The 21,772-nt window shown below is 63.1% G+C and carries 20 protein-coding genes; 2 read left to right on the forward strand and 18 right to left on the reverse strand.

What is annotated here, in order from left to right; genetic code table 11:
• Positions 1-190: 190 nt before the first annotated feature.
• Together APH27_RS16125 and APH27_RS16130 are read left to right on the forward strand one after the other, a co-directional pair.
• Entirely contained in the window at positions 191-2,500 is a 2,310-nt protein-coding gene (locus tag APH27_RS16125; RefSeq protein ID WP_060485339.1) for a TonB-dependent siderophore receptor, read from the forward strand.
• Positions 2,501-2,602: 102 nt separating this feature from the next.
• Positions 2,603-5,158 (forward strand): sulfite reductase flavoprotein subunit alpha, encoded by a 2,556-nt coding sequence (locus APH27_RS16130; protein WP_060485353.1) that lies wholly within the window; start codon positions 2,603-2,605, stop codon positions 5,156-5,158.
• A gap of 127 nt (positions 5,159-5,285) precedes the next feature.
• Here APH27_RS16130 and APH27_RS16135 read toward each other — a convergent pair whose 3' ends face one another.
• The 18 genes from APH27_RS16135 to APH27_RS16220 form a co-directional block, all read right to left on the reverse strand.
• Positions 5,286-6,077, reverse strand: coding sequence for an amidohydrolase (locus APH27_RS16135; RefSeq protein ID WP_027920267.1), 792 nt, complete (start codon positions 6,075-6,077; stop codon positions 5,286-5,288).
• Positions 6,065-7,213: a pyridoxal phosphate-dependent aminotransferase gene (locus APH27_RS16140; protein WP_027920268.1), complete on the reverse strand. Its 1,149-nt coding sequence runs from the start codon at positions 7,211-7,213 to the stop codon at positions 6,065-6,067. The genes APH27_RS16135 and APH27_RS16140 overlap by 13 nt, the downstream gene beginning before the upstream one ends.
• A gap of 211 nt (positions 7,214-7,424) precedes the next feature.
• The gene (gene der, locus APH27_RS16145; RefSeq protein ID WP_027920269.1) at positions 7,425-8,888 is read right to left on the reverse strand and encodes a ribosome biogenesis GTPase Der; all 1,464 of its coding nucleotides are present in this window, start codon (positions 8,886-8,888) and stop codon (positions 7,425-7,427) included.
• A 116-nt stretch (positions 8,889-9,004) separates the two neighbouring features.
• Entirely contained in the window at positions 9,005-10,147 is a 1,143-nt protein-coding gene (gene bamB / locus APH27_RS16150) for an outer membrane protein assembly factor BamB (RefSeq protein ID WP_027920270.1), read from the reverse strand.
• Positions 10,148-10,789, reverse strand: a complete 642-nt coding sequence (locus tag APH27_RS16155) for a tetratricopeptide repeat protein (RefSeq protein ID WP_027920271.1) — start codon at positions 10,787-10,789, stop codon at positions 10,148-10,150. It abuts the gene before it with no gap.
• A gap of 39 nt (positions 10,790-10,828) precedes the next feature.
• A complete protein-coding gene (gene hisS, locus APH27_RS16160; protein ID WP_060485340.1) occupies positions 10,829-12,118 on the reverse strand; it encodes a histidine--tRNA ligase in 1,290 nt (429 codons plus the stop codon).
• Positions 12,119-12,142: 24 nt separating this feature from the next.
• Entirely contained in the window at positions 12,143-13,252 is a 1,110-nt protein-coding gene (ispG, locus tag APH27_RS16165) for a flavodoxin-dependent (E)-4-hydroxy-3-methylbut-2-enyl-diphosphate synthase (protein ID WP_027920273.1), read from the reverse strand.
• Between the two features lie 3 nt (positions 13,253-13,255).
• Positions 13,256-14,269, reverse strand: coding sequence for a RodZ domain-containing protein (locus APH27_RS16170; RefSeq protein ID WP_060485341.1), 1,014 nt, complete (start codon positions 14,267-14,269; stop codon positions 13,256-13,258).
• Positions 14,266-15,027 carry a type IV pilus biogenesis/stability protein PilW gene (gene pilW, locus APH27_RS16175; RefSeq protein WP_027920275.1) on the reverse strand — a complete coding sequence of 254 codons (762 nt, stop codon included), beginning with the start codon at positions 15,025-15,027 and terminating at the stop codon, positions 14,266-14,268. The genes APH27_RS16170 and pilW overlap by 4 nt, the downstream gene beginning before the upstream one ends.
• A gap of 13 nt (positions 15,028-15,040) precedes the next feature.
• Positions 15,041-16,186, reverse strand: a complete 1,146-nt coding sequence (gene rlmN / locus APH27_RS16180; RefSeq protein ID WP_027920276.1) for a 23S rRNA (adenine(2503)-C(2))-methyltransferase RlmN — start codon at positions 16,184-16,186, stop codon at positions 15,041-15,043.
• A 28-nt stretch (positions 16,187-16,214) separates the two neighbouring features.
• Entirely contained in the window at positions 16,215-16,640 is a 426-nt protein-coding gene (ndk, locus tag APH27_RS16185; protein WP_011532343.1) for a nucleoside-diphosphate kinase, read from the reverse strand.
• A 90-nt stretch (positions 16,641-16,730) separates the two neighbouring features.
• Complete coding sequence (gene iscX / locus APH27_RS16190; RefSeq protein ID WP_027920277.1) at positions 16,731-16,931, reverse strand: Fe-S cluster assembly protein IscX; 201 nt, start codon at positions 16,929-16,931, stop codon at positions 16,731-16,733.
• Positions 16,932-16,941: 10 nt separating this feature from the next.
• A complete protein-coding gene (fdx, locus tag APH27_RS16195) occupies positions 16,942-17,283 on the reverse strand; it encodes an ISC system 2Fe-2S type ferredoxin (protein ID WP_027920278.1) in 342 nt (113 codons plus the stop codon).
• Between the two features lie 3 nt (positions 17,284-17,286).
• Entirely contained in the window at positions 17,287-19,149 is a 1,863-nt protein-coding gene (hscA, locus tag APH27_RS16200; RefSeq protein ID WP_060485342.1) for a Fe-S protein assembly chaperone HscA, read from the reverse strand.
• 42 nt (positions 19,150-19,191) lie between these two features.
• Positions 19,192-19,713, reverse strand: a complete 522-nt coding sequence (gene hscB / locus APH27_RS16205) for a co-chaperone HscB (protein WP_060485343.1) — start codon at positions 19,711-19,713, stop codon at positions 19,192-19,194.
• A gap of 8 nt (positions 19,714-19,721) precedes the next feature.
• Positions 19,722-20,045, reverse strand: coding sequence for an iron-sulfur cluster assembly protein IscA (iscA, locus tag APH27_RS16210; protein ID WP_027920281.1), 324 nt, complete (start codon positions 20,043-20,045; stop codon positions 19,722-19,724).
• A 35-nt stretch (positions 20,046-20,080) separates the two neighbouring features.
• Positions 20,081-20,467 carry a Fe-S cluster assembly scaffold IscU gene (iscU, locus tag APH27_RS16215; RefSeq protein WP_007929523.1) on the reverse strand — a complete coding sequence of 129 codons (387 nt, stop codon included), beginning with the start codon at positions 20,465-20,467 and terminating at the stop codon, positions 20,081-20,083.
• Positions 20,468-20,513: 46 nt separating this feature from the next.
• Entirely contained in the window at positions 20,514-21,728 is a 1,215-nt protein-coding gene (locus APH27_RS16220) for an IscS subfamily cysteine desulfurase (protein ID WP_027920282.1), read from the reverse strand.
• Positions 21,729-21,772: the final 44 nt, after the last annotated feature.

Here is a 21,772-nt window from a genome sequence, read left to right on the forward strand (position 1 = left end):
CAATGATATTGATTCCCTTTTACGCTACACAAGCCCTGGTTGTGCCTTAGACGATTCAGCGTCAGTAAAACGTAAAGAGAATTTGTAAAGATTGTAAATTCTTAGCGAATGGTAACGAGTCTCAATTGTGCCTTACAAACCCTTACATTAACATCCGCGGCCTTAACACCCTTGGGGAAGGCCTACAACAATGCGTCACGTACCATCTGCAGTGAGCTCACCACGCCTGATCGTCTCGGCCATCGGGGTCGCCCTGAGCGCTACCGGCGCCTACGCCGCCGACCCGGCCACCCGCAATGCCGTTACCCTCGACGCCACCAGCGTCAATGGCAAGGCAGAGCAGGCCAGCACCGATTACAAGGTCGAGAAGGCCTCCTCGCAGAAGTACACCGCCCCGTTGGTAGACACCCCGCGTTCGGTCACCGTAATCCCGCAGCAAGTGATCAAGGACACCAATGCCCTGACCCTGCAGGACGCCCTGCGCACCGTACCGGGCATCACCTTCGGTGCCGGTGAAGGCGGCAACCCGCAAGGCGACCGCCCATTCATCCGCGGCTTCGACGCCCAGGGTGACACCTACCTGGACGGCGTGCGCGACACCGGCGCCCAGACCCGCGAAATCTTCGCCATCGAATCCGTTGAAGTGGCCAAAGGCCCGAACTCGGCCATCGGTGGCCGTGGCGCCGCCGGCGGTACCATCAACCTGGTGAGCAAGCGTGCACACCTGGGCAACTCGCTCGACGGCGCCTGGACCTGGGGCAGCGACCAGACCCAGCGCTACACCTTCGACGGTAACTACCAGTTCAGCGACACCGTTGCCGGCCGCCTGAACCTGATGACCCACGAAAGCAACGTCGCTGGCCGCGACAAGGTCAACTACGACCGCTGGGGTATCGCCCCATCGCTGGCTTTCGGCCTGGGCACCGCGACCCGCGTCAACCTCGACTACTACCACCTGGAAAGTGACGACCTGCCAGATTCGGGCATTCCGTACACCATCCCGACCGCAGGTAGCGCAGCGCGCACCTCTGCTCACCCGAGCAAGCCAAACGACGGTGGCGACAGCGAAAACTTCTACGGCCTGACCGACCGCGACTTCCGCAAGAGCCGCGTCGATATCGCCACCTTCGCCATCGAGCACGACCTGACCGACGCGCTGACCATCAAGAACACCTTCCGTCACGGCAACAGCATGCAGGACTACATCCTGACCCAGCCCGACGACAGCAAGGGTAACGTCAACAATGGCAGCGTCTGGCGCCGTGCCAACACGCGTGTGGGCAACACCTCCACCACCACCAACCAGACCGACCTGTTTGGTGAGTTCTACCTGGGTGGCATGAAGAACAGCTTCTCCACCGGTATCGAATTGAGCCGTGAAGAAAGCGACCGCGAAACCTACAACGTCGACACCGATACCGTCCCCGGCGGCGCAGCGAACACCAACTGCACCCCAGGCATGATCGGCGCCACCAGCGGCTACAACTGCACCTCGCTGAGCAACCCGAACCCTGACGACCCATGGAACGGTGCGATCTCGCGCAACTACGCTGGCACCAACACCAAGAGCAACACGCGGGCCATCTACGTGTTCGATACCCTCGAACTGTCGCCACAGTGGCTGCTGAACATGGGCCTGCGTTACGACCACTTCGACACACAGTACCGTGGCTACAACGCCAACGGCAGCACTGCGGTAAGTACCAAGGGCATCGTCTCCAAGGGCAAAGACACCAGTGAGTTCGTCACCGGCCAGCTGGGCCTGGTATGGAAGCCGGCCGACAACGGCAGCATCTACGTGTCCTACGCCACCTCCGCAACCCCACCCGGTGCGCTGCTCGGTGAAGGCACTGAAGGCAACCCGCTGGGCAACACCACCGATCGCAGCGGCAACTTGCTGAGCAGCGACCTGGAGCCAGAAGAAACCACCAACTACGAAATCGGCACCAAGTGGGACCTGCTCGACGAGCGCCTGTCCCTGGCCGCCGCGCTGTTCCGCACCGAGAAGGAAAATGCCCGCGTCCAGGTGAACACCACCACCTACGAAAACGTCGGCGAAACCCGCGTGCAGGGCATCGAGCTGTCGGCCAGCGGCAAGATCACCGACAAGTGGCAGGTATTTGCCGGCTACACCTACATGGAAGCGCGCCAGATCGACGGCGGCCCGCTGGGCAAGGCCAACGATGGCAACCAGCTGCCGAACACGCCGAACAACAGCGCCAGCCTGTGGACAACCTACTCGATCACGCCGAAGCTGACCGTCGGTGGCGGCGCCTTCTATGTGGATGACGTGTACGGCAGCGTGGCCAACACCACCATGGTCGACAGCTACGTACGCTACGACGCCATGGCCGCCTACAAGCTGACCAAGAACGTCGACCTGCAGCTGAACGTGCAGAACCTGACCAACGAGGTGTACTACGACAAGGCGTTCTCCACCCATTTCGCCAACCAGGCGGCGGGCCGGACCGCATTGCTGACCACCAGCGTCCACTTCTAAAGCAGCACCCCCAAGCCCCGTTCATTCCAGTGAGCGGGGCTTTTGCGTATCAAGGCATAATGCACGCCGCGCAGGTTGCGGCAGCAAGACAAGGTGATCGATGTGGTGAAGAAGACACTGTTTCAATTGCACTGGTTCTTTGGCATCACCGCCGGCCTGGTGCTGGCCTTGATGGGCATTACCGGCGCGCTCTACTCGTTCCAGGAAGAGCTGCTGCGCGCCTTCAACGCCGATGTGCTCAAGGTCGAGGTCCGCGCCGAGGGCGTGCTGCCACCGGCCGAGCTGGTGCGTCGGGTCGAGGCCGAGCAAGGCGACAAGGTGTCGATGCTGTGGGTGGACGTGCGCGAAGGCAACGCCGCGCGGGTGTTCTTCACCCCGCCACCGGGTGAGCGCCGCGGCGCGCTGCGCTATGCCGACCCCTACACCGGCGAGCTCAAGGGCGAGGCAGCCGGCCAAGGCTTCTTCAACCTGATGCTGACCCTGCACCGCTTCCTCGCCATGGGCGACACCGGCCGGCAGATCACCGGTGCCTGTACCCTGATGCTGGTGTTTTTCTGCCTCTCCGGTCTGTACCTGCGCTGGCCGCGCAAGGCGCTGAACTGGCGCACCTGGCTGACCCTCGACTGGGCCAAGAAAGGCCGCGCCTTCAACTGGGACCTGCACGCCGTGGCCGGCACCTGGTGCCTGCTGTTCTACCTCCTGTTCGCGCTGACCGGGCTGTTCTGGTCCTACGAATGGTACCGCTCGGGCCTGAACACACTGCTGGCTGACGAACCTGCTGCCGGCCAGCAGCAGAAGCGCGGTGAAGGCCGTGGCCGCCATGGGCCACCCAAGGTCGACAAGAACGCACCGCCGCTGGTGGTCGACTACGACGCCATCTGGGCCAACCTCAAGGACGCTGCCGGCCCGGGCCTGGCCATGTACAACCTGCGCCTGCCCCCGGCGGGCGGGCAGCCGGCCAACCTGTTCTACCTGCTTGAAGACGCAGCCCACCCGCGCGCGTTCAACACCCTGGTGCTCGACCCGGCCACTGGCCAGGTCAAGCGCCAGGACCGCTACACCGACAAGTCTTTCAAGGCGCAGTTGCTGCAGAGCGTCTACGCCCTGCACGTCGGCGAATACTTCGGCCTGCCGGGGCGCATCATCGTCACCATCGCCAGCCTGACCATGCCGCTGTTCTTCGTCACCGGCTGGCTGCTGTACCTCGACCGCCGGCGCAAGAAGCGGCAGGTACGCACCGCACGCAACAACGTCGACGGCAACCAGGCCAGCGGCGACAGCTGGCTGATCGGCTTCGCCAGCCAAAGCGGCCTTGCCGAACAACTGGCCTGGCAGAGCGCCGGGCAGTTACAGGCCGCCGGCTTGCCAGTACAAGTACGCGCCCTGGCCGACCTGGATGAAGAAGCCTTGCGCCAGACCCGCCGCGCCCTGTTCGTGGTCAGCACCTTCGGCGACGGCGAGGCGCCGGACAGTGCCCGTGGCTTCGAGCGCAAGGTCCTCGGCCAGCCGTGGGCGCTGAACAACCTCAGCTACGCCCTGCTCGCCCTGGGCGACCGCCAGTACCCGCACTTCTGTGGTTTTGCCCGGCGCCTGCAGGCCTGGCTGGGTGATCGTGGTGCCAGCAGCGCGTTCAGCCCGGTGGAAGTGGACAATGCCGACCAGGCCGCACTGCAGCAGTGGCAGCAGGAGCTGGCGCAACTGACCGGCGCTCAACCAGTAAGCGCCTGGCAGCCGCCGCGTTTCGGCAACTGGACGCTGGTGCAACGCGAGCTGCTCAACCCAGGCAGCCAAGGTCAACCGGTCTACCTGCTGGGCCTGCGGCCTGAGCAACCGGCCAGCTGGGAAGCCGGTGACCTGGTGGAAATCCTGCCACTCAATGGCCAGGCACGGATTGATGCGTTTCTCCAAGGCATGGCACTGGACGCCAAGGCCAGCGTGCACGTCGACGGCCTGCAGGAAAGCTTGAGCCAGGCACTGGCTGGCCGCCAGCTGCCGAGCCGTCGCGATCATCTGCTTGGCTTGCAGCCGCAGGCATTGGTCGATGCTTTGGTGCCCATCGGCAGCCGCGAATACTCGATTGCCTCGATCGCCAGCGATGGCGTACTGGAACTGATCGTGCGCCAGGCGCGCCATGCCGATGGCAACCTCGGCCTGGGGTCCGGCTGGTTGACCGAGTACCTGCCGCTCAATGGCACCTTGAACCTGCGCGTGCGCCGCAACAGTGGCTTCCACCTGCCCGAGGCCGCCGCACCGATGATCCTGATCGGCAATGGCACCGGCCTGGCTGGCCTGCGCAGCCTGATCCGGGCCCGCATCAATGCGGGCGAGCAGCGCAACTGGTTGCTGTTCGGCGAGCGTAACCGGGCACATGACCTGCTGTGTGGCGCCGAGCTGCAAGGCTGGCTCGACAGCGGCGACCTGGCGCGGCTGGACCTGGCGTTCTCGCGGGATCAGGCCGAGAAAGTGTATGTGCAGGATGTGTTGCTGCAGCACGCCGAGGCATTCAAGGGCTGGGTGGCGGACGGGGCTTGTGTGTATGTCTGCGGCAGCCTGCAAGGCATGGCTGCGGGGGTGGATGCGGCGCTCAACGGCATGCTGGGGGAAGACGCTGTGCAGCAGCTGATCGAGGACGGGCGGTATCGGCGGGATGTGTACTGATTCGAAAATGATGTAGACAGTTCCGGCCTCTTCGCGGGTAAACCCGCTCCCACAAGGTCTTCACAGATTTCGAATACTGTGCAGCACCTGTGGGAGCGGGTTTACCGGCGAAAGGGCCGGTCCTGCTTTAGTGCAGCTCGAAGGTGTCGGCATCCAGGTTGGCCGGGAACTTGGTCCGGTAGGCCGCCAGTTCCACCGCACTCAACACCGCAGTAAACACCCCGTCCGCCTCGCCTGCACTGAGCAGGCTCTCACCCTGAAAATCCAGCACCTGGCTGTCCCCGGAATAGGCAAAGCCCTTGCCATCGGTGCCCACCCGGTTCACTGCAGCCACATAGCACAGGTTCTCGATACCCCGCGCCGGCAGCAGCCGGTTCCAGTGCTGGCGGCGTGCCGCTGGCCAGTTGGCGGTGTACAGCAGCAGGTCGGTATCCTGGGCATCACAACTCCACACCGGGAAGCGCAGGTCGTAGCAGATCAACGGGCGCACCCGCCACCCCTTGACCTCGAACTGCACCTGGCGCTCACCCGGGGTGTAGTGCTTGTGCTCACCGGCCATGCGGAACAGGTGACGCTTGTCGTAATGCAGGATCTCGCCATCCGGCCGCGCCCACAGCAAGCGGTTGCGGTGGCTGCCGTCGGCGGCCTGGATGATCACGCTGCCGGTAATCACGGCATCGATGCGCTTGGCCTGAGCCTTGAGCCATTTGTACGTCGGGCCGTTCTCGGGCTCGCAGAGGGTTTCCGACTGCATGGAAAAACCCGTGGTGAACATCTCCGGCAGGACCACCAGGTCGGCGCCACGGGCCTGGTCAAGCAGCACCTCGAAATGCGCGTAGTTGGCCTCACGGTCATGCCACGCCAAGGTGGTCTGGACCAAGGCGACTTTCAGGTTGGGCAGTGCACTCAGATCGCGCATAGTTTTTCCGCTGCCTGACGCAGCGTCTCCTCACGTTTGGCAAAGCACAGGCGTACCAGGCGTTGCTCGGGGATGGGTTGCTGGTAGAACACCGAGACCGGAATGGTCGCCACACCGTGCTCGCGGGTGAGCCACAGGGCCATGTCGACATCGTTCAGGTCCGGGCGGATCTGCGAGTAGTCCACCAACTGGAAATAGGTACCCGCCGTGCGGGTAAAGCTGAAACGCGAGCCCTCCAGCAGGTCGCAGAACAGGTCGCGCTTGGCCTGGTAGAACGCCGGCAGCTCATCGATGTGCTCCGGGTGCTCGGCCATGAAATCGGCCAATGCGCACTGCAGGGGCGTCACGCCACAGAAGTTGACGTACTGGTGCACCTTGCGCAGTTCGGCGCTCAAGGCCGGTGGGGCGATCACGTAGCCGGTTTTCCAGCCGGTGACGTGGTAGGTCTTGCCGAACGAGCTGATGACGAACGCCCGCTGGTAGAGCTGCTCATGGGCCAGCACGCTGGCATGGCGCACGCCGTCATAGACCAGGTGCTCATAGACTTCGTCGCTGATCAGGTAGATCTCGCGGTCGGCGATCAGCCGGGCCAGCTGCTCGAGGTCTTCACGGGTGATCAGCGCGCCACTGGGGTTGTGCGGTGAATTGAGAATGACCATGCGCGTGCGCGGGCTCAGGGCATCGCTGAACTTCTGCCAGTCGATGCGGAAGTCACCGTCGCTCAGTTGCACATGCACGCAGCGCCCGCCCGCCAGCTCCACGGAGGGCTCGTAACTGTCGTAGCACGGATCGAAGACGATCACCTCGTCACCGGGGTGGATCACCGCCTGAATGGCACAGAAGATCGCTTCGGTGGCGCCTGGGGTGATGGTCACTTCCTGGTCGGCATCGACCTGGGCGCCATACAGCCTTGCGACCTTGGCTGCCACCTGCTGGCGCAGGGCCGGCAGGCCGGTCATCGGCGAGTACTGGTTATGCCCGGCGGCCACGTGCCGGCCGACGGCATCGAGCAGCGCCTGTGGGCCGTTGAAGTCGGGGAAACCCTGGGACAGGTTGAGCGCGCCGGTCTGCACGGCGAGCTGGGACATGGTGGTGAAGATGGTCGTGCCGACATTCGGCAGTTTGCTGCGGATCATGGAGCCCTCTTTCCTGGGGTGTATCCGGCACGGGGTGGAGTCCGAGCATAGCGGATCGAGCGGTCAGGAAAAAGGTTGAAACAATAGGGGGATTGCGCTGGATCAAGAGGCCCATTCGCGGGTAAACCCGCGCCCACAGGTACTGCACTGAGCTCAGGAGCAGCGCTATCCCTGTGGGAGCGGGTTTACCCGCGAAGAAGTCGACTCGGAATCAGCGCTTGTCGCGGCGCTTCTTCTCGGCCTTCTTGTGGTGCGACATCAGGCGGCGCTTCTTGTTGACCTGGCGATCGGTGAGGGTGTTCTTCTTGCCCTCGTACGGGTTCTCACCGCCCTTGTACTCGATGCGGATCGGTGTACCGACCAGCTTCAGCACACGGCGGTAGGTGTTCTCCAGGTAACGCGAATAAGATTTCGGAATCTTCTCGGTCTGGTTGCCATGGATCACGATCAGCGGTGGGTTGGCACCACCGAGGTGGGCATAGCGCAGTTTGATACGGCGGCCATTGACCAGCGGTGGCTGGTGCTCGCTGACGGCATCTTCGAGGATTTGCGTCAGGCGGCTGGTCGGCCAGCGGGTGACCGCCGACGTGAACGCAGCCTGTACCGACTTGTACAGGTGGCCAACGCCAGTGCCGTGCAGGGCGGAGATGAAGTGGATGTCGGCGAAGTCGACGAAGAACAGCCGGCGCTCCAGCTCGGTCTTCACATAGTCACGCTCGCCCGGCTCCATGCCATCCCACTTGTTCAGGGCGATGACGATGGCCCGGCCGGCTTCCAGGGCGAAGCCCAGCAGGTTGAGGTCGTGGTCGACCACACCTTCGCGGGCGTCCATGACAAAGATCACCACGTTGGCGTCCTTGATCGCCTGCAGGGTCTTCACCACCGAGAACTTTTCGACTTCCTCGTGGATCTTGCCGCGCTTGCGCACACCGGCGGTGTCGATGAAGGTGTACTTCTCGCCATCACGCTCGAACGGGATGTAGATACTGTCACGGGTAGTACCCGGCTGGTCGTACACCACCACGCGCTCTTCGCCGAGCATGCGGTTGACCAGGGTCGACTTGCCCACGTTCGGGCGGCCGATGATGGCGATCTTGATGCCATCCTTCTCGCTCGGGCCTGGGATACGTAGCGCTTCCTCGCCTTCGGCGACTTCGGCGTCCAGCGCTTCCTCGACCTGATCACGCGGGATGTGGCCGAGTACCGACTCCATCAACGCGTTGATGCCACGGCCCTGGGAACCGGCCACCGGAATGGCATTGCCCATGCCCAGCGGCGAGAACTCGGCGCGAGCAACGTCGGCGTCGATGTTGTCGATCTTGTTGGCCACCAGGATCGCCGACTTGTTGCGTTTGCGCAGGTGCTCGGCAATCATCTGGTCGGCAGCGGTCATGCCGGCGCGGGCGTCGACCAGGAACAGCACATAGTCGGCTTCTTCGATGGCCATGAGCGACTGCTCGGCCATCTTCTCGTCCATGCCCACCTCGTCACCGGTGATACCGCCGGTGTCGATGAGGATGAAGGAGCGACCCTGCCAGCTGGCATCACCATACTGGCGGTCACGGGTCAAACCCGACAAGTCACCGACGATGGCATCGCGGGTCTTGGTCAGGCGGTTGAACATGGTGGATTTGCCGACGTTCGGGCGGCCCACCAGGGCGATTACGGGAACCATGCGGCTCTCCACTCTTGAATTCTTGAAAATGCAAAGGCCGCTGCAAGGCAGCGGCCGGAGTTCGGGCGGCGTGTCCTACGCCGCGGCCTGAAGCCGCCAAGGCTTCAAGCATAGCTTCAGCGGATGGTCAGTGCCTCGAGCTTGCCGCTGTTGCCAAAGACGTAGATGGTGTCGCCGACCACAAGTGGGCGGGCACGCAGGCCATCGCTGTCGATACGCTCACGGCCGACGAAGCGGCCATCGACCTGGCTGAGCAGGTGCAGGTAACCCTCGAAGTCACCTACAGCCACGTAGCTGGAGAACACTTCAGGTGCAGTCAGCTGACGGCGGGCCATCGAATCGTTGCTCCACAGGGCGCTGGAAGAGCGCTCGTCGACGCTTTCAACGGTACCGGTGGCTTCACTGACATAGACGTTGCCGTAACCCTGGGCGACACCCACGTAGCTGGAGGCATCACGCTGCCACAGCACACGACCGCTTTCCAGGTCCAGGCCCGCGACGCGGCCCTGGTAGGTGCTGACGTACAGGGTACCACCGGACAGCAGCAGGCCGCCGTCGATATCGACCACGCGGTCCAGCTCGGAACGGCCCTGCGGGATGGCCACGCGGCTCTCCCACACCGGTACGCCGTTGTTGATATCCACCGCGACCACCTTGCCGGTGGACAGGCCGGCGACAGCCAGGCGGTTGGTGGCGATCGGCGCGCCGGTGCCACGCAGGGTCAGCACGGCCGGGGTGTTTTCGTAGATCCAGCGGCGGTCGCCAGTGGCGGCATCCAGGCCGATAAGGCGGTCGTCCTGGGTCTGCACCACCACAACGTCACCGTTGTTGGCAGGCGGAGCCAGCACTTCGCTGGTGACACGCGCCTTCCAGCGCTCCTCACCGGTGCTGGAATCCAGGGCGATCACTTCACCCTTGAGAGTGCCGAGCATGACCAGGCCGTAGCCGACACCGACCGCGCCGGAAACCGGCTTGTCCAGGTCCTTTTTCCACACCACGTCACCGGTGATGCGGTCGAGGGCGAAGACTTCGCCGTTAACGTCGGAGGCGTAGATACGGTCGTTCTCGATCGCCGGAACCAGGGTGTTGTAGGTTTCGCCCTGGCCGTCACCGATCGAACGGCTCCACTGCTTTTTCAGCACTACTTCTTCGGTGAACTTGGTCAGCTCGGCCGGAGGCAGTTCCTTCTTGCTGTTGCTGCTGCAACCTGCGGCCAGCACGGCCAGGGTCAGCACTGCTGCTTGTTTCCAACCGATCACTTACGCGTCCCCTTTGGCCAGGTCATCCAGCTTCAGTTGCAGGCCACCGACCGCTGCTTCATCAGACAGCGCGGCCTTGGCTTTTTCGTAGGCACTGTGGGCATCGTCGCCGCGACCCAGTTGCACCAGCAGGTCGCCCTTCAATTCTTCACGGCTGGCCAGGAACGCCTTGTCAGCGTCGCCGTCGAGCAGTTTGAGGGCCTCTTCGGCCTTGTTCTGGGCGGCGAGCACGCGGGCCAGGCGCTGGCGCGAGATTTCGCCCAGGGTGACGTCGGCCGGCTTGTCCAGCACGCTTTTCAGCTCGGCAGCGGCGTCGTCGAGCTTGCCGCTCTCGACCGCGACCTTGGCCACGAACAGGCTGCCGTACTGGGCGTACGCAGTGCCGCCGAACTCGCTCTTGAGCTTGCCGGCCAATTCCGCGACCTTGGTCGCGTCTGGCTGGCCGCTCGGCGTCAGGCTGGTCTCAAGCAAAGCCTGATACAGCTGCGAGGCACCTTGCGACTGGTTGCTCTGGTACTTGTGCCAGGTGTTCCAACCCAGCACCACCACGCCCGCCAGCAGCGCGCCAGTCAGCAGCGGCTTGCCGTTGCGGTTCCACCAGTCCTTGACCCCTGCCAGGTCATCATCATCGGTACTCGACACCCCAATACTCCTTTTCGCCTATTCGCTTGTTGAACCGCGTTACGCCTGAGCGATCACGGTTTCCAGGTGCTCAGCCAGAGCATCCCAGGCAATGTTCTGTTGTTCGCCCTGACCACGCAGGGGCTTCACGCCGATCTCTTGCTTGGCCAGTTCGTCGTCGCCAAGAATCAGGGCGAACAGCGCGCCGCTCTTGTCGGCTTTCTTGAACTGGCTCTTGAAGCTGCCGCCACCGGCGTTGACCGCCAGGCGCAGGCCCGGCAGGCGATCACGCAGGCCTTCGGACAGGCGCAGGCCGGCCAGTTCTGCCTGCTCGCCAAAGGCGCACAGGTAGACGTCGATGGTGCGGTTGATCGACTCGGGGACCTTGCCGAGGGTTTCCAGCAGCAGGATCAGGCGCTCGATACCCATGGCGAAACCGACGCCAGTGGTCGGCTTGCCGCCCATCTGCTCGACCAGGCCGTCATAACGGCCACCGGCACAGACGGTGCCCTGGGCGCCGAGCTTGTCGGTGACCCACTCGAACACGGTCTTGCTGTAGTAATCCAGGCCACGGACCAGCTTGGTGTTGATCACGAACGGGATGCCGGCGGCGTCGAGGCGAGCCTTGAGGCCCTCGAAGTGCACGCGGGAATCTTCGTCCAGGTAGTCTTCCAGCTTCGGCGCGCCGACCAGCACCGCCTGGGTGCCCTGGTCCTTGCTGTCGAGGATACGCAGCGGGTTGCTCTTGAGGCGGCGCTGACTGTCTTCGTCGAGCTGCTCCAGGCGCGCCGAGAGGAACTCGACCAGCGCGTCACGGTAGCGGGCACGGGCTTCGCTGGTGCCCAGGCTGTTGAGCTCGAGTTTGACCGCGTCCTGGATGCCCAGCAGGCCCCACAGGCGCCAGGTCAGCATGATCAGCTCGGCGTCGATGTCCGGACCGTCCAGGTTGAACACTTCCACGCCAATCTGGTGGAACTGGCGATAGCGGCCCTTCTGCGGGCGTTCGTGGCGGAACATCTGGCCGATATACCAGAGTTTCTGCACCTGGCCGTTGCCAGTGATGCCATGTTCCAGCACGGCGCGCACGCAGGCAGCAGTGCCTTCAGGGCGCAAGGTGAGCGAATCGCCGTTGCGGTCCTCGAAGGTGTACATCTCTTTTTCGACGATGTCGGTGACTTCACCAATCGAGCGCTTGAACAGCTCGGTGAACTCGACGATCGGCGTGCGGATCTGGCTGTACCCGTAGGTGTCCAGCAGGCCGGCGACGGTGCCTTCGAAGTAGCGCCAGAGCGGCGACTGCTCTGGCAGGATGTCGTTCATGCCACGGATGGCTTGCAGCGATTTGCTCACGAAAAGTCCTTACGAATCTGTGTGTCAGCTGCGGGCGATCAGCGCCGCGTCAGCCTCGACCTTTTCGGCCGCTTTCTGGCGGATGAGCTTTTCCAGCTCATCGACCAGGTTGTCATTGGTCAGTTTCTGCGCCGGCTTGCCGTCGATGTAGACCAGGTTCGGCGTGCCGCCGGTAAGCCCCACGTGGGACTCCTTGGCTTCACCAGGGCCGTTGACCACGCAACCGATCACCGCCACGTCCAGCGGCACCAGCAGGTCTTCCAGGCGCCCTTCCAGCTCGTTCATGGTCTTGACCACATCGAAGTTCTGCCGCGAGCAGCTCGGGCAGGCGATGAAGTTGATGCCACGCGAACGCAGGTGCAGTGACTTGAGGATGTCGTAGCCGACCTTCACTTCCTCGACCGGGTCGGCCGCCAGCGAGATACGGATGGTATCGCCAATGCCTTCGGCCAGCAGCATACCGAGGCCGACCGCGGATTTCACCGTCCCCGAGCGCAGGCCACCGGCTTCGGTGATGCCCAGGTGCAACGGCTGGATGATCTGCTTGGCCAGCAGGCGGTAGGCTTCGACGGCCATGAACACGTCGGAGGCCTTGACGCTGACCTTGAAGTCCTGGAAGTCCAGGCGGTCGAGGTGCTCGACGTGACGCAGGGCCGATTCGACCAGCGCGGCCGGTGTCGGCTCGCCGTACTTCTTCTGCAGGTCCTTTTCCAGCGAGCCGGCGTTGACGCCGATGCGGATCGGGATACCACGGTCGCGAGCCGCATCGACCACCGCGCGCACACGGTCTTCACGGCCGATGTTGCCCGGGTTGATGCGCAGGCAATCGACGCCAAGCTCAGCCACACGCAGGGCGATCTTGTAGTCGAAATGGATATCGGCAACCAGCGGCACGCTGACCAGTTGCTTGATCTTGCCGAACGCCTCGGCGGCGTCCATGTCTGGTACCGAGACACGCACGATGTCGACGCCGGCATCGACCAGGCGCTGGATCTGCGCCACGGTGGCCATCACATCGTTGGTGTCGGTGTTGGTCATGCTCTGCACAGCGATGGGGGCATCCCCCCCCACCGGCACATTGCCGACCCAGATTTTGCGGGATTCGCGACGTTTGATCGGAGATTCGCCGTGCATGACTTACTGTCCCAACTTCAGGCGAGCGGTCTCGCCACTGGTGAACGGGGCAACATCGACGGCCTGGCCGTTGTAGCTGACCTGGGCGCCACGGGCAAAGCCCAGACGGACCGCGAATGGCGGCTTGCCGGTCAACTCGAGGTTGTCCCCCTTGCGCTTGATGGCGCTGAACAGCACCTTGCCGTTGCCATCGGACACCTGGGTCCAGCAATCGGCGGTGAACTGGATTGCAACCTTGGCGCTGCCAGCCGGCACGGCCGCAGGGGCGGCAGGCTCGGTGGCGGCAACGGCCGGCACGCTGGCAACGGGTGCAGCCGGTGCTACCGGTGCGGCAGGGGCCGGGGCTGGCGCGGCAGCATGAGCCGGTGCCTGCTGAACCGGAGCAGGAGCAGGATCAGTGGCGGCCGGAGCGGCTTCGCTGGTGGTTTCGGCAGCCGCCTCGGCGGGGGCCCGCTCCAGCGGCAGCGGCGCGCTTTCCGGCTGCTCGCCTGCCGTTACGGCCTGGTCTTCAGGCTCGTCCAGCGGGTGGATCTGGGTGGTGCCATCGGCGCTTTCGACTTCCACATGCTCGAGGGCGATCTTGGCCAGGTCCTTGCCTTTCATGCTGCCCTGGTCCTGCCACCAGATGAAGCTGCCACCGACGACGGCGACCAGCAGCAGCAGGGTGACACCACGCATGATGTTGTGCGACAGCCGCACCGGCTCTTCGATACGCCCCAGCGAATGCACTTCGCTACCTTTGGCGTGGGTGCCGGTGTACTGGTCGAAGGCTTCGACCAGCGGTGCCTGGTCCATGTCCATCAATTTGGCGTAGGCGCGGATATACCCGCGAGCGAAAGTGTGCCCGGGCAGCTTGTCGAAGGCGCCGGTTTCCACGTGGTTCAGCGAACTTACGGTGAGGTTGAGCTTGCGGGCCACCTCGGCTTGCGACCACTCGCGTTTCTCGCGGGCCTGGCGCAACAGCTCACCGGGGTTCTGGCCAGTCGCTGCTGCTACTTCGGGATGCGCGGCTTTCATCGTTGCTCCGACAGGTATTGCTGATATTCCGGCGTACCGGGATAAAGTCGTTGTAATTGCTGGCCCAGATCGGCCAGGGTGCCCTGCTCGTCGAATACCCGGGCAAGGCGGCTGCCCAACAGAAGGCTACGGGCGTTGTGATCGCTCAACTGGCTGAAACGATCGTAGTAGTCACGGGCCGGCACATAATGCCTGTTTTCGTAGGACAACTCAGCCATTTCAAGCAACGCTCTGGGCTGGCGCCGGTCAAGTTGCAAGGCCTTGGTGAGGTACGCCTGTGCCTGGTCGCGGTCGTCGAGCCTCAGGGCGGTCAGGCCAAGGTTCTCGTATACCCGCGAACGTTCAGGATACAGGGTATCGGCACTGGCAAGGCGAAACATCTGCTCGGCTTCGGCAAAACGTTGCTGAGCATATAGGAAACTGCCGTAATTGTTGCGAATTCGCGTGTCGCCCGGGCGGGAAGCCAGCGCTTTCTTGAAGTGCGCCTCGGCAAGGGCAGGCTCACCTTCGGCCTGGAACACCAGGGCCAGAGCCGTGTGGGCGTCGGCATCCCCGGCATCCAGCGCCAGGGCCTTGCCCAACGGGACCTTGGCGTGTTGGGTCAAACCTTGTTGCAAATAACCCAGGCCAAGCTGCGTGTAGGCACGCCCTGCCTCCGTTCGCCCCTGGCGGTTGGCCAGGGGGTCGCTCGCGCCGCCCGACACGCAGCCGGCCAGCAGCGAAAGCGCAAGGATCGACAGCGCGGCGCGCAGGCTCATGGCAAGGCCGGACTCAGTGGCGCACGGCGCTGTCTTGCAGCTCGGCGTCAGCGGACAGCTGGCGGACGGCGATGTAGCGCTCGCTGCGGCGGGTACGGTCGTTGACCTGACCGACCAGCTGACCACAGGCGGCGTCGATGTCGTCGCCACGGGTGGTACGGGTGGTGACGTTGAAACCACCGTGGTGCAGCAGGTCCTGGAAGCGGCGGATCGCGTTGTTGCTCGGCCGCTCGTAGCCCGAATGCGGGAACGGGTTGAACGGGATCAGGTTGATCTTGCACGGTACGTCGCGCAGCAGTTCGATCATCTGTGCCGCGTGCTCAGGCTGGTCGTTGACGTCCTTGAGCAGGGTGTATTCGATGGTCAGCACACGCTTGCCACCGAGGGTCGACATGTAACCCATGCACGACTCGAGCAGCATCTTCAGCGGGTACTTCTTGTTGATCGGTACCAGCTGGTTGCGCAGTTCGTCGTTCGGCGCATGCAGCGACAGCGCCAGGGACACGTCGATGTGCTTGGCCAGTTCGTCGATCATCGGCACCACGCCCGAGGTGGACAGGGTGACGCGGCGCTTGGAAATGCCATAGCCAAGATCTTCCATCATGATCTTCATCGCGGCGATGACATTGTCGAAATTCAGCAGGGGTTCGCCCATGCCCATCATCACCACGTTGGTAATCGCGCGGTCGATCTTGGCAGGGACAGTCCCGAAGGATTTGTTCGCAAGCCACACCTGGCCGATCACTTCGGCGGCGGTGAGGTTGCTGTTGAAGCCTTGCTTGCCGGTGGAGCAGAAACTGCAATCCAGGGCGCAGCCGGCTTGCGACGAGACGCAGAGCGTGCCGCGGTCGTCGGTGGGGATGTAGACGGTCTCGACGCAGCTGCCGGAGGCAACGCGGACCACCCACTTGCGGGTACCGTCGGCGGAAATGTCTTCACTGACCACTTCCGGGCCCCGAATTTCGGCGACGGCCTCGAGCTTCTCGCGCAAGACTTTGCCGACGTTGGTCATGGCAGCGAAATCGTCGACGCCAAAATGGTGAATCCACTTCATCACCTGGCCAGCACGAAAGCGCTTCTCCCCGATCGAGTCGAAGAACTGTTCCATTTCCTGCAGGGTCAGCCCCAACAGGTTGATTTTGCCGGTAGATGTCGTCATGGATTCACCTTCACCCTTAAGCTTTCGCTTAGCGAGTGGTTACCTCGGTAGCAGCGAAGAAGTAAGCGATTTCGCGAGCAGCAGCAGCTTCGGAGTCCGAACCGTGAACGGCGTTGGCGTCGATCGACTCGGCGAAGTCAGCGCGGATGGTGCCTGGAGCAGCTTCTTTAGGGTTGGTAGCGCCCATCAGCTCACGGTTCAGAGCGATGGCGTTTTCGCCTTCCAGAACCTGAACAACGACCGGGCCGGAAGTCATGAAGGCAACCAGGTCACCGAAGAAGCCACGAGCGCTGTGCTCGGCGTAGAAGCCTTCAGCTTCGGCTTTGGACAGTTGCTTGATTTTCGAGGCAACGATTTTCAGGCCAGCTTCTTCGAAGCGGGTGGTGATCTTGCCGATTACGTTCTTGGCAACGGCGTCAGGCTTGATGATCGAGAAAGTACGTTGAACAGCCATGGAAAACTCCAGAATATTGAGTGTTACGAAAAATTAAACCCGCGAATTATACGCGGGTTCCAGGGGATTGCCTAACCTGCAGCGTCACGCTTAGTCGGCTTCTTCGATCCAGGCCGCCTGGATGGCCTCGAGCACTTTCTCACCGCCACGTGACGGATCGTCGCTGAACTCTGGCAAGGCCAGCACCCAACGGTGCAGATCGACGAAATTCACATATTTAGGATCGACGTCCGGCTTGCTTTCTGCAAGCTGGATGGCGATCTCAAGTACATCAATCCATTTCAGGCTCATCGGGCAAACCTCAGTGCGGCGCTTCGGCAGCGTGGTTGAGCGTATATTTGGGCAGCTCGATGGTGAGATCGTCTTCACCGACGATCACCTGGCAAGCCAGGCGCGATTGCGCCTCCAGGCCCCAGGCCTTGTCCAGCATGTCCTCTTCCAGCTCATCGGCTTCCTCGAGCGAGTCGAAGCCTTCGCGCACGATGCAGTGGCAGGTGGTGCAGGCACACACACCACCGCACGCGCTTTCCATCTCGATGTGGTGCTCGTGGGCCAGCTCCAGGATATTGGTCCCTGGCTCCACCTCTACCACCAGCCCGTCCGGGCAGAACTTCTCGTGCGGCAGGAAAATCACCTGGGGCATCGGTTACTCCTCGATCTCATTCAGGTTGCGCCCGGCCAGTGCGGCTTTGACCGTCGAATCAAGGCGACGGGCGGCAAAAGCATCGGTCACCTGCGACAGACGCTTGGTCTGTTGCTCGATGGCCGCGCCATCGGTGCCGCTAAGCAAATCACGCAATTCTTGCATCTGGTACTCGATGGCCACCCGCTCATCGTCGCTGAGCAGGCGCTCACCGTCGGCGTCAAGGGCACCCTGCACCGCTTCGAGCAGGCGTTCACCGTCAACCTGGTGCTCACGTAGCTGGCGCGCCTGCTTGTCGGAGCCTGCGTGCTCGAAGGAATCCTTGAGCATGCGAGCGATCTCGCCATCGGTCAGACCGTAGGATGGCTTGACCTGGATGCTGGCTTCAACGCCCGAACCCAGCTCGCGGGCGGCAACACTGAGCAAGCCATCGGCATCGACCTGGAAGGTCACGCGAATCTTGGCGGCGCCGGCAACCATGGCAGGAATGCCGCGCAGTTCAAAGCGCGCCAAGGAGCGGCAGTCGCTGATCAGCTCGCGCTCACCCTGCAGGACGTGGATCATCATGGCCGACTGGCCATCTTTGTAAGTGGTGAACTCCTGGGCGCGAGCCACCGGAATGGTGGTGTTGCGCGGAATCACCTTCTCCATCAGCCCGCCCATGGTTTCAAGGCCCAAGGACAGCGGGATGACGTCGAGCAGCAACAATTCGCCACCTTCGCGACGGTTGCCGGCCAAGGTATCGGCCTGGATCGCAGCGCCAATGGCCACGACCTGGTCCGGGTCGATCGAGGTCAGCGGGGTGCGGCCAAACAGCGCACCTACGGCTTCACGCACACGAGGCACGCGGGTCGAACCACCGACCATCACGACTGCCCCCACCTCTTCCAGCTCGACACCGCTATCGCGCACGGCGCGACGGCAAGCTTTCAAGCTGCGGGCAACCAAGGGCTCGATCATGGCCTCAAAAGCGGCGCGGCTCAGCTCGCCCTGCCAGGCGCCATGGCCGACACTGACGCTATCAGCATCGGTCAGGGCCTCTTTGGCGGCGCAGGCGGCCTGCAGCAACTGGCGCTGGGTGGCCGGGTCGAGATCAGCGGACAGGCCGGCCTGCTCGATGATCCAGCCCGCGATGGCGTGGTCGAAATCATCGCCGCCCAAGGCAGTATCGCCACCGGTAGCCAACACTTCGAATACACCGGCGGTCAGGCGCAGGATGGAAATGTCGAAGGTACCGCCACCCAGGTCATAGATGGCCACCAGGCCTTCAGCGTTCTGATCCAGGCCATAAGCCACGGCAGCGGCGGTCGGTTCGTTGAGCAGGCGCAGCACGCTCAGGCCGGCCAGGCGCGCGGCGTCTTTGGTGGCCTGACGCTGTGCGTCGTCGAAATAGGCCGGCACGGTGATTACCGCGCCTACCAATTCACCACCGAGGGTGGCTTCGGCGCGCTCGCGCAGCACCTTGAGGATGTCGGCGGACACTTCCACCGGGCTTTTCGGCCCTTGGATGGTGTCGATGAATGGCATGTGCGACTCGCCGCCGATGAAGCGGTACGGCAGTTGCTCACCGAGCTGCTTGACGTCTGCCAGGCCACGCCCCATCAGGCGCTTGACCGAAAGAACGGTGTTCAGCGGGTCGCTGGAGGCCGCTTCACGCGCGGCCAGGCCGACTTCGTTGTGGCCAGCCAGGTAACGCACCGCCGACGGCAGAATGACGTTGCCCTGCGCATCGGGCAGGGGTTCGCTGCGACCGCTGCGCACGGCAGCGACCAGAGAATTGGTGGTACCCAGGTCGATCCCCACCGCCAGACGACGCTGGTGCGGCTGAGGGCTTTGACCGGGTTCGGCGATCTGCAGTAGGGCCATGCTTATCTGAATACCTTAGGCGTCATCACGGGCGACACCGGGTTAATCGTCGAGGCGCTCTTCGAGTTGGCGCACTTCTTGGGCGAGCTTGTCGAGGAACTGCATGCGGCGCATCAGGCGCTCGGCCTTGTCGCGCTCGGCAGGCACATCCCAGCAGGCGGCGAAATCCTCGTTCAGCGTGTCCTGAGCGGCCTTCAGGCGCCTCTTGAACACGGCCACGCCATCGAGGTCGGCTTCGTCCTGCAGCTCTTCCAGCTCTTCGCGCCACTGCATCTGCTGCAACAGGAAGTCAGGGTCATGCACCGTGACCTCCTGGGGCACTTCGTGGCCACCGATTGCCAGCAGGTAGCGGGCACGGCGCGGCGCACTGCGCAGGGTCTGGTAGGCGTCGTTGAGGGCCGCGGACTTTTCCAGCGCTACCCGCTGCTCGCGCTCGGAAGCGTCAGCGAAGCGGTCCGGATGGACCTCACGGGCCAGCTCGCGATAGCGAGTGGCCAGTTTATCGAGATCCAGGCGGAAACAGGGCTGGAGGTCAAACAGAGCGAAATGACAAGGAGTACCCACGGCCAGCCTCAGACGTTGAAGCTTTCGCCGCAGCCACACTCACCGCGCACGTTGGGGTTGTTGAACTTGAAGCCTTCGTTCAACCCTTCCTTGACGAAGTCCAGCTCGGTGCCATCGAGGTAGACCAGGCTCTTGGGATCGATGATCACCTTGACGCCATGGTTCTCGAATACCTCGTCTTCTTCGGCCAGCTCGTCGACGAACTCCAGCACGTAGGCCAGGCCCGAGCAGCCGGTGGTGCGCACGCCCAGGCGAATGCCCTCACCCTTGCCGCGCCCGTCGAGGGAGCGGCGAATGTGGTTGGCGGCGGCTTCTGTCATGCTGATAGCCATCGGAACTCCTTGACTCTTACCTTGCAACGGGCGGCTTAGATCAAGCCTTTCTTCTGCTTGTAGTCGCGAACGGCTGCCTTGATGGCATCTTCGGCGAGTACCGAGCAGTGGATTTTCACTGGCGGCAACGCCAGTTCTTCCGCCAGCTGGGTGTTCTTGATGGTTTCGGCTTCGTCCAGGGTCTTGCCCTTCATCCACTCGGTGGCGAGGGAGCTGGAGGCGATGGCCGAACCGCAGCCGTAGGTCTTGAACTTGGCGTCTTCGATGATGCCTTGCTCGTTGACCTTGATCTGCAGACGCATCACGTCACCGCACGCAGGGGCGCCGACCATGCCGGTACCGACATCCGGGTCTTCGGCGTTCATCTTGCCGACGTTGCGTGGGTTTTCGTAGTGGTCGATGACCTTTTCACTGTATGCCATGGTGCAATTCCTTCCTCATCAGGGAGCCGCTCTTGCCGGCGACTGCTTAGTGGGCGGCCCACTCGATCTTGGAGATGTCAACGCCGTCTTTGTACATGTCCCACAGCGGCGACAGCTCACGCAGTTTGTTAACGGCCATGCAGACTTGCTGCGCGGCATAGTCGACTTCTTCTTCAGTGGTGAAGCGGCCGAAGGAGAAGCGGATCGAGCTGTGCGCCAGCTCGTCGTTGCGGCCCAGAGCGCGCAGTACATACGACGGCTCGAGCGAAGCGGAGGTACAGGCCGAACCGGACGATACGGCGATGTCTTTCAGGGACATCAGCAGCGACTCGCCTTCGACATAGTTGAAGCTCAGGTTCAGGTTGTGTGGCACGCGGGCAGTCTTGCTGCCGTTGACGTACAGCTCTTCGAGGTCCGAAACCTGCTTGAAGAAGCGGTCGCTCAGTGCCTTGATGCGCACGTTCTCGGCGGCCATTTCCTGCTTGGCGATGGCGAAGGCTTCGCCCATGCCGACGATCTGGTGGGTCGGCAGGGTGCCCGAACGCATGCCGCGCTCATGGCCACCGCCGTGAATGATGGCTTCCAGGCGCACACGCGGCTTGCGGCTGACGTACAGCGCGCCGATACCTTTAGGGCCGTAGACCTTGTGCGCAGAGAACGACATCAGGTCGACTTTCAGCTTCTGCAGGTCGATTTCGACCTTGCCGGCCGACTGGGCGGCGTCGACGTGGAACAGTACGCCGCGCGAACGGGTCAGTTCACCGATGGCGGCGATGTCGTTGATCGAGCCGACTTCGTTGTTCACGTGCATCAGCGAGACCAGGATGGTGTCGTCACGCAGGGCGGCTTCGACCATGGCCGGGGTGACGATGCCGTCCTCGCCCGGTTCCAGGTAGGTGACTTCGAAACCTTCACGCTCGAGCTGGCGAGCGGTATCCAGGACCGCCTTGTGCTCGATCTTGGAGGTGATGATGTGCTTGCCCTTGGTCTGATAGAAGTGCGCCACGCCTTTGAGGGCGAGGTTGTCGGACTCGGTGGCACCGCTGGTCCAGACGATTTCGCGCGGGTCGGCGTTGATCAGCTCGGCAACCTGGCGGCGGCCGTTCTCGACCGCTTCTTCGGCCTTCCAGCCGAACACGTGGGAACGCGAGGCCGGGTTACCGAAGTTGCCGTCGACCAGCAGGCAGTCGGCCATCTTCTGGGCGACACGAGGGTCGACCGGCGTGGTAGCGGAGTAATCGAGGTAGATCGGCAACTTCATGGGTATCTCCTATCAGGCGGTGGCGTCGCTCGTCACTGCAAAAG

The organism is Pseudomonas sp. NBRC 111123 (genome assembly GCF_001320205.1).
Classification (GTDB): domain Bacteria; phylum Pseudomonadota; class Gammaproteobacteria; order Pseudomonadales; family Pseudomonadaceae; genus Aquipseudomonas; species Aquipseudomonas putida_J.

Coding starts and splice junctions, on each gene's coding strand:
- fdx (WP_027920278.1), bottom strand. CDS start 17,283: ATGCCCCAGGTGATTTTCCTGCCGCACGAGAAGTTCTGCCCGGACGGG.
- iscA (WP_027920281.1), bottom strand. CDS start 20,045: ATGGCTATCAGCATGACAGAAGCCGCCGCCAACCACATTCGCCGCTCC.
- hscA (WP_060485342.1), bottom strand. CDS start 19,149: ATGGCCCTACTGCAGATCGCCGAACCCGGTCAAAGCCCTCAGCCGCAC.
- der (WP_027920269.1), bottom strand. CDS start 8,888: ATGGTTCCCGTAATCGCCCTGGTGGGCCGCCCGAACGTCGGCAAATCC.
- pilW (WP_027920275.1), bottom strand. CDS start 15,027: ATGAGCCTGCGCGCCGCGCTGTCGATCCTTGCGCTTTCGCTGCTGGCC.
- ndk (WP_011532343.1), bottom strand. CDS start 16,640: ATGGCTGTTCAACGTACTTTCTCGATCATCAAGCCTGACGCCGTTGCC.
- iscU (WP_007929523.1), bottom strand. CDS start 20,467: ATGGCATACAGTGAAAAGGTCATCGACCACTACGAAAACCCACGCAAC.
- APH27_RS16170 (WP_060485341.1), bottom strand. CDS start 14,269: ATGAAAGCCGCGCATCCCGAAGTAGCAGCAGCGACTGGCCAGAACCCC.
- iscX (WP_027920277.1), bottom strand. CDS start 16,931: ATGAGCCTGAAATGGATTGATGTACTTGAGATCGCCATCCAGCTTGCA.
- APH27_RS16135 (WP_027920267.1), bottom strand. CDS start 6,077: ATGCGCGATCTGAGTGCACTGCCCAACCTGAAAGTCGCCTTGGTCCAG.
- APH27_RS16140 (WP_027920268.1), bottom strand. CDS start 7,213: ATGATCCGCAGCAAACTGCCGAATGTCGGCACGACCATCTTCACCACC.
- APH27_RS16220 (WP_027920282.1), bottom strand. CDS start 21,728: ATGAAGTTGCCGATCTACCTCGATTACTCCGCTACCACGCCGGTCGAC.
- rlmN (WP_027920276.1), bottom strand. CDS start 16,186: ATGACGACATCTACCGGCAAAATCAACCTGTTGGGGCTGACCCTGCAG.
- APH27_RS16125 (WP_060485339.1), top strand. CDS start 191: ATGCGTCACGTACCATCTGCAGTGAGCTCACCACGCCTGATCGTCTCG.
- ispG (WP_027920273.1), bottom strand. CDS start 13,252: ATGCACGGCGAATCTCCGATCAAACGTCGCGAATCCCGCAAAATCTGG.